A 13,009-nucleotide genomic window follows, 5' to 3' on the forward strand; every position below is an offset into this window, starting at 1 on the left:
CACAGCATATGCAGATTGGTACAATGGAAACCATTGAGGTATTGGGTACGGTTGCCTTTGCAATCTCGGGATCTTTTGCAGCCATGCAGAGGAGGCTTGATCCTTTTGGTGTGCTGATCATCGCATTTGTGACCTCCATTGGTGGTGGTACCGTAAGGGATATGTTGCTTGGGGATACTCCGGTAGCCTGGATGAGGGATGTGAACTATTGTTTGCTAATTCTGGTGACCTCTATAGCCACCATTTTCTTTAAAACACACATCAAGAAGTTTAAAATTACACTCTTCCTGTTTGACTCCCTTGGATTGGGATTGTTTACGATGCTTGGAATTCAGAAAGGGATTAACTTTGGACTCAGTCCGGGGATCTGTATTGCATTAGGAACTATTACTGGTTGCTTTGGTGGGATCATCAGAGATACGCTCTTAAATACGATCCCATTGATCTTTAGGAAGGAAATCTATGCCACAGCCTGTATTCTTGGTGGCTGCCTCTATTTCACACTGAAACATTATAAGCTAGAAGATGATATGGCAAATATTGCAGTGATTGCCTTTATCTTTGTATTGAGAGTGGTAGTGGTTAAATACAGACTCACCCTGCCTAAATTCGGCTATTAGTTTTTAGGGGCTTCCTGTACAATCACAAAAACATCCTCATTGTCTTTTTTCATGAAGTATTTCTCGCGTGCAAATTTCTCCGCCATATTCAGATTGGTACTCAGCTCGCTCAGGTCTTTCTTTACTTTAGCAGTTTCCTTTTCGTAAAAATCCTTTTCTTCCTGAAGCTTGTGTACCTCAGAACGGAACTCGTATTGAGATACCATGTCATTCCTGTCGAAAAACAACATCCACACGATGAAAGCTGCCACAGACAGAAAATATTTATTACGTATAAGTTCCAGCAAACGTTCCATGATACAAATATATAAACATATGAAAGTACAAACCTATGAAAATATGAACATATGTTCATATGAAAATATTTGCACTTGAAAATCAAGGTAACACCTCAATCCCTAAAACTCAAAACCAAAAAACATCCGAAGGTTTAACGCTCCGGATGTTTTCTTTTTTTCACAAGCAAACGAAATAAATGTCATTTGAGCACCTATAAATCTTTCCTTCAAAAGATTTGAGGACGAAAAGGATTTTATTTTGTCATGCGCTTTGATTATGCTTAAAACACTTTAATTAAAGCGCCTTGCTCCAATCAATTATTTTTTCAAATATTTGAAATCTTTACCAATGAAACGTGCTGCAGAACCTAATTCTTCCTCAATACGTAACAATTGGTTGTATTTTGCAATCCTGTCTGAACGTGAAGCAGAACCTGTTTTGATCTGACCACAGTTTAAAGCTACTGCTAAATCTGCAATCGTAGTATCTTCAGTTTCTCCACTTCTATGAGACATTACAGAAGTATAACCATTGGTTTGTGCCAGGCTAACTGCATTGATTGTTTCTGTCAAAGTACCGATTTGGTTAACTTTTACTAAGATAGAGTTTGCAGTTTTCTTGTCGATACCATCTTGTAAACGAGTTACATTAGTTACGAACAAATCATCACCAACCAACTGAACGCGGTCGCCAACTCTGTCTGTTAACATTTTCCATCCATCCCAGTCATTCTCATCCATACCATCTTCAATAGAAAGAATTGGGTATTTTTCCGTCAACTGTGCAAGGTATTCTGCTTGCTCAGCACTTGTACGGATTGCACCTTTTTCACCTTCAAATTTAGTATAGTCATATTTACCATTTACGAAGAACTCAGACGCTGCACAGTCAAATGCTAAGAAGATTTGCTCTCCTGCTTTGTAACCAGCTTTTTCAATTGCCTGAATGATCGTTTCAACAGCATCTTCAGTGCTATCAAATGTTGGTGCAAAACCACCTTCATCACCTACAGCAGTAGAAAGACCACGGTCATGTAAGATTGCTTTTAAGTTATGGAAAACTTCTGTTCCCCATCTCAATGCTTCAGAGAAAGATGATGCGCCTACTGGCATGATCATAAATTCCTGGAAAGCAATCGGAGCATCAGAGTGAGAACCACCATTCACGATGTTCATCATCGGGATAGGTAAAATGTTCGCATTTACACCACCGATATAACGGTATAGCGGCTGACGGCTCTCTTGAGCTGCTGCTTTAGCAACGGCTAAAGAAACACCTAAAATCGCATTTGCGCCTAAGTTTGCTTTGTTGTCTGTTCCGTCAAGTTTGATCATTAAGTTGTCAATTGCATTTTGTTCAAATACATCAACACCTCTTAATTCATCAGCGATTTTATCATTTACATTGGCAACGGCCTTCAAAACACCTTTACCCAAATACACAGACTTGTCGTTGTCACGAAGCTCTACAGCTTCATGCATACCTGTTGAAGCACCAGAAGGTACAGCAGCACGACCAAGAACGCCATTTTCGGTCATTACATCTACTTCAATAGTAGGGTTTCCTCTTGAATCAAGGATTTGGCGGGCATGAACATCAATTATTAAACTCATTTTTATTGGATTTTATTTTGTTAGTCAGCCTTAGTGTAAATCATACAATTACTATGGCGATATCCAAAGTTAAAAATTAAACACAAAAAAGCCGTAATTAATTTAATTACGGCTTTTTAAATGGTATATAATTAGTTTATAGCGACTTAAAAAGTATTGTGGCTATGGTTTCGATGCGAAAACAGCTTTGTAGACCAATCCGGCGAGTATCGCGCCAGCAATAGGGGCTACCCAGAAGAGCCATAACTGACCCATGGCCTCTCCGCCTACAAATAACGCCTGACTGGTGCTTCTCGCTGGATTTACAGAAGTATTGGTTACTGGAATGCTGATCAGGTGGATGAGTGTTAAGCTCAATCCAATAGCCAAACCGGCAAAGCCTTTTGGTGCCCTGTCGTCTGTAGCACCTAGAATAACAAGTAAAAAGATAAAGGTCATGACCACTTCACACACTAGGGCTGCGGTCATGCTGTACTTCCCGGGGGAATGATCGCCGTAGCCATTGGAGGCAAAACTGCCAATCTCAGTCCCATTTCCAGTGGCAATCACATAGAGAACACCAGCAGCTAAAATCCCACCCAGCACTTGAGAAATGATGTAAGGGATTAGATCTTTGCCATCAAAACGGCCACCCATCCATAATCCAACAGATACCGCCGGGTTGAAATGGGCGCCAGAGATGTGTCCTACGGCATAGGCCATCGTGACTACCGTTAGGCCAAAGGCCAGGGCAACGCCAAGAAAGCCGATTCCGGCACCTGGATAATTGCAGGCCAGTACGGCGCTTCCGCAACCGCCAAGAACCAGCCAAAAGGTTCCAATAAATTCTGCAGCAAGTTTTTTCATTTTTAAGAGGTTTAGATTTATAATGGAATTTACCAAGTTATTTTTAATATTCCTAATGTATGGTTTTACTGCTATTTTATTGATAGTCAGCTGGCTATAATATGGTTTTTTGAGGCTGTCTGGGGTGCTTTTTTAAGAAGGAAGGGCGAGGATTGCGATTCTATCCGAGGGATGTAGACATAAAAAAAGCGTTCTCCTTTTCGGAAGAACGCTTTAAATGAGATCTGAAAATCAGTTATTCCCATTTAAATACTTTGACTGCTACGGCATAAATACCGATACCCCAGACGATCATAATCAGGATCTGGTGTTTTACATCCCACAATCCGGCACCTTCAAAAGCAACTTTTCTCATCGCATCATTTAGATAAGTAAGCGGTAATGCTCTGCTGATGGGTTGTAACCAGGAAGGAAAGGCATCAATAGAGAAAAAGGTGCCTGACAATAAGAATTGTGGCAAGGTGATGATGTTGGAAATAGGAGGGATGGTACTCTCGCTTTTAGCAATACCAGAAACGACGAATCCAAAACCCATAAATACAATCAGGCCGATAATAGCGAGCAATAGCATATTAATCACGGTAATTGCGCCGTGTACCAGGGTGAAATGGAAAAAGAAATGACCAATCAGGATAATAAATACGGCACCTAATAAAGCAAAGCCGATTCTGGCAATTCCTTCGCCGAAAACAATGCTCGATTTCCTCACCGGTGTAGCGAAGAAACGTTTGATCACTAAAGTCTGACGTAAATTGAAAAAGACAAATGCAGTACCGAATACTCCAGTACTCAACAAAGAGAAACCAAGCTGTCCGGGTAAGATAAAGTCGATGGTTCGGTAAATCCTGCCTTGAACAGTACTTTCATTCAGTTCTGCCACGGTAGGCATCACATCTTTAGAATTTAAATTGTACATCAGGTTATGGATCACCGATTTCAATACATTGCCTTTATCCACTGAAGCGGAAGTATATTCGACATTGGCTTTGTAAGCAGGTTTTTCTGTTGTATTCTTTTGAACATTGATGAGTCCATCAATATTTCCTTTCTCCAGGCCTGTTTTTATTTCTGCAGCGTCTATGTCTCTAACCAGGTGTACTACCGGATTTTCTTCCAGTGCTACAATGATTGGATTGTGAAGGTCAGAGCCGGGTGCTATTGCCAGCTCTACTTTTAAGCCGCCTTTGCCTAAAAATCCAAATACCAGGATAAAGACTAATGGGAAGGCCAGTGTAAACACTACGGCCGATGGGCTACGCATGATCGAACGAAAACTTGCTTTCGCAAGTGCCATGGTAGCTTTAGTATGATTGTAAGGTTTGCTCATTTGTTTCTATTAATTGTCCTCGCGCCATTCTTTGCCGGTTAGTTGGATGAAAACATCTTCCAGGTTGGCTTTTTTAACTTCTTTTTTTCTTTCAAAGCCGGTATTGATCAATTGATCAATCAGGTTGTCTGGCGTATCCAATGCGATGATTTCTCCACGTTCTACAAAGGCAACACGGTCGCAAAGTTGCTCCGCCTCATCCATATAGTGTGTAGTGATCACTACGGTAGTTCCGTTCTTTCTGATCTCAATGATCAAGTCCCAAAGGTTACGTCTGGCCTGCGGATCCAAACCAGTAGTTGGCTCATCCAGAAAGATGATTTTTGGTGCGTTGATCAGGGTAGTAGCAATGGAAAAACGTTGCTTTTGTCCGCCAGAAAGCGCTTTATACTTTGCTTTTGCTTTGTCCTGCAAATTTACTTTTTCCAGCATTTCCATCGGGTTGATATCTACGCCATAAAGTCCGGAGAACAGCTCCATCAACTCTACCAGGTTTAAATTCGGGTAATATCCTGCGGCTTGCAGTTGCACACCAATGATTCTTTTGATCTTGTTGGCATCTTTATCTACATCATAACCATCTACCAGAATCTCTCCTGAAGTTTTCTCGCGAAGGGTTTCTATGATTTCTAAAGTAGTGGTTTTTCCGGCTCCATTAGGACCTAAAAGTCCAAAGATTTCGTTTTCATACACATCAAAGCTGATGCCTTGTACTGCGGTAAAGTCCTCGTATTTTTTTACTAGGTTCTTTACACTAATGATGGCATTGGTGTTGTCCATACTATAAATGTAAGAAGGTTTAGAAGAATAGAAAACCTAATCCTGCTAAACCTTCGAATATAACGGTAAAATGATGTTTTATTGAGAAATGGTCTTAATTACCAGGCCAAATCGTTTTTGATCATATCGATGAAATCATCAAATAAGTAACGTGAGTCATGTGGACCTGGAGAAGACTCCGGGTGGTATTGAACTGAGAATGCTTTTTTACCTTTCACACGAATACCTTCGATACTTTGGTCGTTCAGGTTAAGGTGGGTAATCTCAACTTTATCAGAGTTTCTTACTTCTTCGGCAATCACACCGAAACCATGATTCTGAGAAGTTACTTCGCAGTGGTTTTTGATGATATTTTTAACCGGGTGGTTTAAACCTCTGTGTCCGTTAAACATTTTCATAGTACCGATACCATTAGCTTCTGCTAATAATTGGTGACCTAAGCAGATACCGAACAATGGTTTGTCGGCAGCAAGAATTTGTTTTACAGTTTCAATTGCATAAGGCATTGCAGATGGATCACCAGGGCCGTTAGAAATAAAATAGCCGTCTGCGTTCCATTTGTTCATTTCTTCGAAGCTGGTTTTAGCAGGGAATACCTGAACATACATGTCTCTTTCGTCGAAGTTGCGAAGGATGTTCTTTTTAATTCCAAGGTCTAATGCTGCAATTTTATAAGTTGCATCTGGGTTTCCGTAGAAATAAGCTTCTTTAGTAGATACCTGAGAAGACAATTCCAGACCGTCCATAGATGGAACTGCTGCTAATTTGGCTTTCAATTCTTCAAGATCAGTGATCTCTGAAGAGATGATACCATTCATTGCACCTTTATTTCTGATGTGACGTACTAATGCACGGGTATCGATATCCGAAATTCCTACAATGTTTTCATCTTGAAAATAGTCCTGAATCGACTCTGATGCTTCTTTACGGCTATAGCCTACGCTGTAGTTTTTACAAACGAGACCAGCGATTTTGATGCTGTCAGACTCAATTTCTTCTCTGTGGATTCCATAATTCCCAATATGTGCATTGGTGGTAACCATGATCTGTCCGAAGTAAGAAGGGTCAGTGAAAATTTCCTGATATCCAGTCATTCCTGTATTGAAACAGATTTCTCCGGTCGTTGTGCCGATTTTTCCCGCAGCTTTTCCGTAGTAAACGGTGCCATCAGCCAATAACAAGATTGCAGGTAACTTGGTGTAGTTAGTCATTGTGTGTATAAAAATGAGAAATTATGGTGAAAAAAGAGAAAAACGATGGATTATGCGTGATTTTGATATCACTTCTGTAGTTAACAAATGTGCTGTTAAGTAACCCCTTCATTTCGGGATACAAAGATACATTTTTGAGGTTTTAAATCAAGGTTTTTTTTGAGAATTTGAGGGAAGGGGGTTTTAGGCTTGTGATAGCTGCCCGGATTCTGTCAGAAAAACAATAAAACTCGCTTTATTTCGGATGTAAAAAGTAATTTTGCCCAAACTAAAATATAAAAAAAGATGTCTGTAAATAAAGAAGTAAAACGGATCACGACCCATATTTTGCAAGCAATGAAGCAAAATGGAGAAAAGATCGCGATGTTAACTGCTTACGACTACTCTATGGCAACCATCCTTGATGATGCTGGTTTAGATGTTTTATTGGTTGGAGATTCAGCTTCCAACGTAATGGCGGGTCATGAAACTACCTTGCCAATTACTTTAGATCAAATGATCTATCACGCGCAATCGGTAGTTAGAGGTGCTTCACGTGCTTTAGTAGTCGTGGATCTTCCTTTTGGATCTTACCAGGGTAATTCTAAAGAAGCCCTGATCTCTGCCATAAGAATTATGAAAGAATCCGGCGCTCATGCGGTGAAGATGGAAGGTGGAACAGAGATCGTGGAATCAGTACAGAGAATCATTACTGCAGGAATTCCTGTAATGGGACATTTGGGCTTAACCCCTCAGTCTATATATAAGTTCGGTACTTACACGGTAAGAGCCAAGGATGAAGCGGAAGCACTGAAATTGAAAACAGATGCATTGGCTTTACAAGAAGCAGGATGTTTTGCGGTGGTATTAGAAAAAATCCCAGCGAAATTGGGTAAAGAAGTATCTGAGTCTCTACTTATTCCTACAATAGGAATTGGTGCAGGTACGGATTGCGACGGACAGGTATTGGTGGTAAATGACATGATTGGTTTAACAAAAGGTTTCAAACCTCGTTTCTTGCGTCAGTATGTAAATCTTTACGATGGTATTTTAAATGCCGCACAATCTTATATTAAGGATGTGAAGTCGAGCGATTTCCCGAACGAAAAAGAGCAATATTAAATTTAGCGCAGTATTTAAGTTTTATAAGCAGAGCTTCCAAAGCTCCACACCTACAGATGCCAATAACAGCAAAAGATATACTTTATGAAGACAACCACCTGATCGCGATTTGTAAGCGTGCAGGTGATATTGTACAGGTAGATGAAACAGGGGATGAACCTCTGGATGAAAAGGTAAAGAAATACCTGGCCAAAACCTATAACAAGCCTAATACGGCATTTTTGGGCGTGGTACATCGCCTGGATCGTCCGGTAAGTGGCGTTATCTTATTCGCAAAAACGAGTAAAGCGCTGGAACGGATGAATGCGGTTTTCAAAAATAGAGAGGTAAAGAAAACGTATTGGGCAGTGGTGAGAAATAAACCTGCTAAGGCTTCTGGTACCTTAGTGCATTGGTTGGTGAAAAATCCACAAAAGAACGTGGTGACCCCGCACAATGTAGAAGTACCGGGCAGTCAGCGTGCAGAATTGAGTTATCGCCTGATTGGAGAACTGAATGGTTATTACCTGATCGAGGTAGATCCGCTTACGGGAAGATCACACCAGATTAGGGTACAACTTTCTACTTTAGGCTGTCCGATAGTAGGGGATAACAAATATGGTTACCCTAGAGGAAGCAGAAAAGGGAGCATTTGTCTCCATGCCCGTCGTCTTCAGTTTATCCATCCGGTGAAAAAAGAACCAGTAAACATTTTCGCAAAGCTTCCGGTGGACGGCTTCTGGGAGAAGTTTGAAAATATGTAAGCTGAAATTCAACGAATTTTGAAACCAATAAGCTAAGCCTCCTGATCTAAGGAGAACTTAGCTTATTGGTTTTTTTATGCGATTTAAAAAGCTATTGACAAGGCTTAGGACTAAACACAATATTGTCGAATTTTAAAGTCCCAAGGTTTTCAAACCGAACTTTTCCTTTCTCTTCTTTAATTGGGCCGTAGCCTTCGTAAAGTTTACCCTCTTTTTTAAGGAACACAATCTCCCTGACAGACCTCAGTCCTTCGGAGTCGAATGTATATTCAGCAATGAGGGTGTCGCCTTTCATTTCCCCGGCAAGGGTTCCTTTATTGGCGTCTTTTTCATAAATGTGATAGTCCAAAAATCCAGTGATTTCTTCTCCATTGATGCGCAATTGCATTGTCGCAGTATCTTTATTTTTGACGTATTGATAGCAGTTGATGGCATGTTCAGGCGCCTCGTTTGTTGCGGTAAAAGTGGTGTCCACTGCAATCATCGCGGAAGAATCCGCCATTTTACTTTCTTTCTGATTACTGGTACAGGAGGCCATCATGACAGCTAATCCTGCAAATAGTAAAAGATGTTTGTTCATTGTTTTATGGATTGATTCAAGTAGAAGACTGCAATTGGCCTGCCAAAAAAATAGGTGCCAGGAAAGTAGGGGGCAACAGAAAGGGGCTGACCATAATTAAATGATACAGCCCCCTAAAGTTTTTTATGCACTAATTGGTCTACATGCTTATTTAGCCCTTGGCTTGCTGTTCCAGATATAAGTTCCTGCAGCACCGGCGGCAAGTGTAGTACTCACAACCTGGCCATTGTACTTAATGTTGAACGTCTGTGTTTCCGGACTGTTGTTCATCGTCACCAATACTAGTTTTCCTTCTGGTGTTTTATAAGCCACATTCTGGATTTTATCATTTTGGTTAGAAGCAATGCGTACAGAACCCGTGCTTACAAATTTCGAGGTATGTCCGATAGAATAGTAAGCGATGTTCTTAGTCCAGGTTTTACCATCAATGGTGATTGCACCCAGGCAGCTTGTACAGCCACCATCTGGTGTAAATGGACGGTACTGTGGATCTGCTGCCAGATTCCATTCCAACACGGTTTTACTCCAGTTTCTTGGAGCACCAGTCATTAAGGTCGATACATGCCATTTTAAATCTTCGGCAAAATTACCAGGACCACCCACCCATTGCTCTGTGAAATACAGGTTTTTATTCGGGAAAGCTTCATGTACCTTTGATAAGGCAGAGATTTGTCCGCCATACAAATGGAAGGCAGAACCGTCAATGTATGGATTGGCTTCCGGGTCATTTAGAATGCTGATTGGATAATCCGGACGATCTGCATTGTGGTCGTAAATGATGATTTTGGTTTTGATACCCGCAGCTTTAAATACAGGACCTAAAGCAGTCTTAATGAAGTTCGCCTGATCTTGTGGCGTCATGTACATACTTGGGTTGTTTCCTGGATGTAATGGCTCATTTTGAATCGTTACCGCATCAATGACGATACCTTCTGCTTTCATCGCCTCAATATATTTGACAAAATACCTGGCGTAGGCCTGATAATATTCGGGCTTTAAACTACCACCACGATAAGCTTGATTGTCTTTCATCCAGGTAGGGGCCGTCCATGGGGAACCCATGATCTTGATCTTTGGATTGATGGCAATAATTTGCTTTAACATAGGAACGAGGTCTGTCATCTCTTTAGCAATAGAGAAGTTTTTCAGCTCAGGATCTGTTTGTCCGGCAGGCATTTCATTATAAGTGAAAGTTTCTGCACTTAAATCAGACGCACCAACGCTTAAACGCAGGTAACTGATGCCGATGCCATTTCCTGCTGTTGAGAAAATTTCTTTTAACATCGCTTTCTTCTCTGCTGCCGGCAATCCGTTCATTAGGGTTGCACTACCACCAGTTAAGGTATAACCGAAACCATCCATCGTTTGGAAAGTCTGCTGTTCATCAACCACAATATTGATATTGTTGTTCATTGCGGTAGAGAAATGTAAAGGTGTATTTTGCTTTTGTAACAGGGAAGAACGGTCGCCGGTGGTGATCCATGATTCCACACCTGTAGTTGCAGGGACATCTTTTTTACTGGCACATGAACCTAGTGCCAGGGCTGCAATAACGCTTATGTTTAATAATCTCATAGAATTTGGGATGCTAATTTAAGGGATGTAGTTAAAGTTGATTTTCTGATCCGCAATCTGAAGGGTAAACTCTCCTTCTTCCGTGATCGCTTTACTTTCCGTATTGATGAAGGCTAGGTCTTCCGGCTGAATTTTAAAAGTAACCGTTTTTGTTTCTCCAGCTTTCAGGTCGATTTTCTCAAATCCTCTTAAGCGTTTCACATCTGGTGTGATTAAAGTAGCATATAAATCTGAGGTAAATAACAACACACTTTCTTTACCAGCTACTTTACCAGTATTGCTTACGTTTACAGTAACTGTTAATGTTTCTCCTTTTTTCAAGGTAGTACTGCTCAATTTTAACTGATCATATTTGAAGGTGGTGTAACTTAAGCCAGCTCCGAATACATATTGAGGGTTGTAATCTGCATCATAATTGTACACACCTTCTGTAGTGCCTTTATTTTCTGATGGTTTATGGTAATACGTAAACAAAGCATTAGGAAACTGTGGATAGGTGTATGGTAGTTTTCCAGAAGGGTTTACCGTACCAAATAAAACATCCGCAAGGGCATTACCACCGAAATTACCTGGAAGGTAGGTTTGAACCACTGCAGTCATTTTCTTTTCAAATTTGCTGATCACACGTGGGCGACCTTCATTCAATACCAGGATTACTTTTTTACCGGTTGCCGCTAATTTCTGCGCCAGCTCAGTTTGTAAATCCGATAGGTATAGGTCGTTCATGTTACCCGGAGATTCTGTATACGAGTTTTCTCCAAGGCAAAGCACGATTACATCTGCATCTTTTGCCGCAGCAATGGTTTCGTCCATTTTATCGCTATACTCATCATAGTACTTGCCATCCATTTTATAGCTGACACCAGGGAAATAGGTTACATTCTCTTTTCCTGCTTTATTTTGTAAAGCTTCCAGAATGGTATTGTATTTACCTGCAAATTCCTCTACTTTTTCTCCCTGCCAAGAGTACGTCCATGCTCCGTTTAAGGTTCTCATAGAATTGGCATTCGGGCCAGCAACCAGGATCTTAGTGCCCTTAGCTAATGGAAGGATATGGTCTGTGTTTTTCAATAGGGTAATCGACTCGGCTGCGGTTTGATAAGCAGCCTGTTCAAACTCCTTGCTGCCAAATTTCGGGTAGTCTTTAGGGTTTGTAGTCGGTTTCTCAAAAAGGTTCAATTCATATTTCACCCATAAGATTCTTCTTACTGCATCGTCAATACGTGATTCTTTTACTTTTCCTTCTTTTACTAATGCAAGTAGGTTGTCGCAAAATGTCTCATAGTTATAAGCAATCATCGACATGTCGATACCAGCATTGATCGCCAACATAATGGCTTCTTTATCATCTTTCGCAATGCGATCTCTTTTATAAAGATTTTCAATGTCACCCCAATCTGTCACCACTAAGCCTTTGAAGTTTAATTCTTCCTTCAATAACTCGGTTAAGATATGGTAATTGGCATGTACAGGAACACCGTTGATGATTCCAGAATTGATCATAATGGTTTTTGCACCTGCATCAATCGCCGCTTTAAAAGGAGGCAAATGATATTCTCTTAAGGCCTGGTCTGAAATGAAAGCTGGCGTTCTGTCTTTTCCTGAAACGGATACCTGGTAACCCAGGAAGTGCTTAATAGAAGAAGCTACTTTTTCGGGATGTGACACTTTGCCATCTTCCCCTTCGTAACCTTTTACTGCAGCTACTCCCAATTCTTTGATCAGGTATGGATCTTCACCAAAACTTTCCCACTGACGAGGGAAGCGGGGATCTGAACCGATATCTAATAGCGGAGCGAAGTTCCAAGGAATAGAACTTGCACGGGTCTCATAAGCGGTAATCGAAGCACCTGTTTTTACCAATGAACGGTTAAACGTTGCTGCCTGACCGATTTGTTGTGGGAACATCGTAGCTCCAACGGTATAAGTAGCACCATGGATTTCATCAACGCCATAAATCACAGGGATTTTATTTGGCGTTTGCTTCATCGCCACATTTTGAATCTTGCTGATAATGTTATACCATACCTGTGGTGTTCTTGCTCTGTTGTTTGAAGTATTTAATACAGAACCAACATGGTATTTTACTAAAACTCTTTGTAATTCTTTCTCGTCTAAACCAAAAGGTTCATCGCTCTCATAGCGTCCTTTTCCTTTTCCAATTACATCTAGTGTAATCTGGGCCATTTGTCCGACTTTCTCTTCAATCGTCATCTTTTTCAACAAGGCTTCTGCTTTTGCCTGGTTGTTATTTTGAGCGATGGCCGTACCAAAAGTGCTGGAAAGCAACAATAAGGATAGGGTTGTTTTTAGTGTCATTTGTGTATTTAAAAA

The 13,009-nt window shown here is 40.8% G+C and carries 12 protein-coding genes; 3 read left to right on the forward strand and 9 right to left on the reverse strand.

What is annotated here, in order from left to right:
* Positions 1–8: 8 nt before the first annotated feature.
* A complete protein-coding gene (locus R2S10_RS16435; protein WP_316841511.1) occupies positions 9–620 on the forward strand; it encodes a trimeric intracellular cation channel family protein in 612 nt (203 codons plus the stop codon).
* On the opposite strand, the gene R2S10_RS16440 is transcribed toward R2S10_RS16435, so the two are convergent.
* From R2S10_RS16440 to carA, 6 genes are all read right to left on the reverse strand, one after another.
* A complete protein-coding gene (locus R2S10_RS16440) occupies positions 617–916 on the reverse strand; it encodes an FtsB family cell division protein (protein WP_316841512.1) in 300 nt (99 codons plus the stop codon). The genes R2S10_RS16435 and R2S10_RS16440 overlap by 4 nt on opposite strands.
* 300 nt (positions 917–1,216) lie before the next feature.
* Positions 1,217–2,512, reverse strand: coding sequence for a phosphopyruvate hydratase (gene eno / locus R2S10_RS16445; protein WP_316841513.1), 1,296 nt, complete (start codon positions 2,510–2,512; stop codon positions 1,217–1,219).
* A gap of 162 nt (positions 2,513–2,674) precedes the next feature.
* Positions 2,675–3,358: an aquaporin Z gene (gene aqpZ / locus R2S10_RS16450; protein WP_316841514.1), complete on the reverse strand. Its 684-nt coding sequence runs from the start codon at positions 3,356–3,358 to the stop codon at positions 2,675–2,677.
* Positions 3,359–3,593: 235 nt separating this feature from the next.
* A complete protein-coding gene (locus R2S10_RS16455) occupies positions 3,594–4,685 on the reverse strand; it encodes an ABC transporter permease (protein ID WP_316841515.1) in 1,092 nt (363 codons plus the stop codon).
* Between the two features lie 9 nt (positions 4,686–4,694).
* Positions 4,695–5,465, reverse strand: coding sequence for an ABC transporter ATP-binding protein (locus R2S10_RS16460; protein ID WP_316841516.1), 771 nt, complete (start codon positions 5,463–5,465; stop codon positions 4,695–4,697).
* Between the two features lie 98 nt (positions 5,466–5,563).
* Positions 5,564–6,676: a glutamine-hydrolyzing carbamoyl-phosphate synthase small subunit gene (gene carA / locus R2S10_RS16465; protein ID WP_316841517.1), complete on the reverse strand. Its 1,113-nt coding sequence runs from the start codon at positions 6,674–6,676 to the stop codon at positions 5,564–5,566.
* Positions 6,677–6,961: 285 nt separating this feature from the next.
* Between carA and panB the strand changes: the two genes are divergently transcribed.
* Positions 6,962–7,777 carry a 3-methyl-2-oxobutanoate hydroxymethyltransferase gene (gene panB, locus R2S10_RS16470; RefSeq protein ID WP_316841518.1) on the forward strand — a complete coding sequence of 272 codons (816 nt, stop codon included), beginning with the start codon at positions 6,962–6,964 and terminating at the stop codon, positions 7,775–7,777.
* 56 nt (positions 7,778–7,833) lie between these two features.
* Positions 7,834–8,520, forward strand: coding sequence for an RluA family pseudouridine synthase (locus R2S10_RS16475; RefSeq protein ID WP_316841519.1), 687 nt, complete (start codon positions 7,834–7,836; stop codon positions 8,518–8,520).
* A gap of 91 nt (positions 8,521–8,611) precedes the next feature.
* Here the strand turns inward: R2S10_RS16475 and R2S10_RS16480 are convergent, their stop codons facing one another.
* The 3 genes from R2S10_RS16480 to R2S10_RS16490 all read right to left on the reverse strand — a co-directional run bounded on the left by R2S10_RS16480 (position 8,612) and on the right by R2S10_RS16490 (position 12,994).
* A complete protein-coding gene (locus R2S10_RS16480; protein WP_316841520.1) occupies positions 8,612–9,100 on the reverse strand; it encodes a hypothetical protein in 489 nt (162 codons plus the stop codon).
* A gap of 147 nt (positions 9,101–9,247) precedes the next feature.
* Positions 9,248–10,675, reverse strand: a complete 1,428-nt coding sequence (locus R2S10_RS16485) for a glycoside hydrolase family 30 protein (RefSeq protein WP_316841521.1) — start codon at positions 10,673–10,675, stop codon at positions 9,248–9,250.
* Between the two features lie 18 nt (positions 10,676–10,693).
* The gene (locus R2S10_RS16490; protein WP_316841522.1) at positions 10,694–12,994 is read right to left on the reverse strand and encodes a glycoside hydrolase family 3 N-terminal domain-containing protein; all 2,301 of its coding nucleotides are present in this window, start codon (positions 12,992–12,994) and stop codon (positions 10,694–10,696) included.
* Positions 12,995–13,009: the final 15 nt, after the last annotated feature.

This window comes from Pedobacter gandavensis (assembly GCF_032678745.1).
GTDB classification, from domain to species: Bacteria; Bacteroidota; Bacteroidia; order Sphingobacteriales; family Sphingobacteriaceae; genus Pedobacter; species Pedobacter gandavensis_C.

Bases quoted from the DNA above. Each gene is read 5' to 3' on its own strand.
- R2S10_RS16435 (WP_316841511.1), top strand. From the start codon at position 9: ATGCAGATTGGTACAATGGAAACCATTGAGGTATTGGGTACGGTTGCC.
- R2S10_RS16440 (WP_316841512.1), bottom strand. From the start codon at position 916: ATGGAACGTTTGCTGGAACTTATACGTAATAAATATTTTCTGTCTGTG.
- eno (WP_316841513.1), bottom strand. From the start codon at position 2,512: ATGAGTTTAATAATTGATGTTCATGCCCGCCAAATCCTTGATTCAAGA.
- aqpZ (WP_316841514.1), bottom strand. From the start codon at position 3,358: ATGAAAAAACTTGCTGCAGAATTTATTGGAACCTTTTGGCTGGTTCTT.
- R2S10_RS16455 (WP_316841515.1), bottom strand. From the start codon at position 4,685: ATGAGCAAACCTTACAATCATACTAAAGCTACCATGGCACTTGCGAAA.
- R2S10_RS16460 (WP_316841516.1), bottom strand. From the start codon at position 5,465: ATGGACAACACCAATGCCATCATTAGTGTAAAGAACCTAGTAAAAAAA.
- carA (WP_316841517.1), bottom strand. From the start codon at position 6,676: ATGACTAACTACACCAAGTTACCTGCAATCTTGTTATTGGCTGATGGC.
- panB (WP_316841518.1), top strand. From the start codon at position 6,962: ATGTCTGTAAATAAAGAAGTAAAACGGATCACGACCCATATTTTGCAA.
- R2S10_RS16475 (WP_316841519.1), top strand. From the start codon at position 7,834: ATGCCAATAACAGCAAAAGATATACTTTATGAAGACAACCACCTGATC.
- R2S10_RS16480 (WP_316841520.1), bottom strand. From the start codon at position 9,100: ATGAACAAACATCTTTTACTATTTGCAGGATTAGCTGTCATGATGGCC.
- R2S10_RS16485 (WP_316841521.1), bottom strand. From the start codon at position 10,675: ATGAGATTATTAAACATAAGCGTTATTGCAGCCCTGGCACTAGGTTCA.
- R2S10_RS16490 (WP_316841522.1), bottom strand. From the start codon at position 12,994: ATGACACTAAAAACAACCCTATCCTTATTGTTGCTTTCCAGCACTTTT.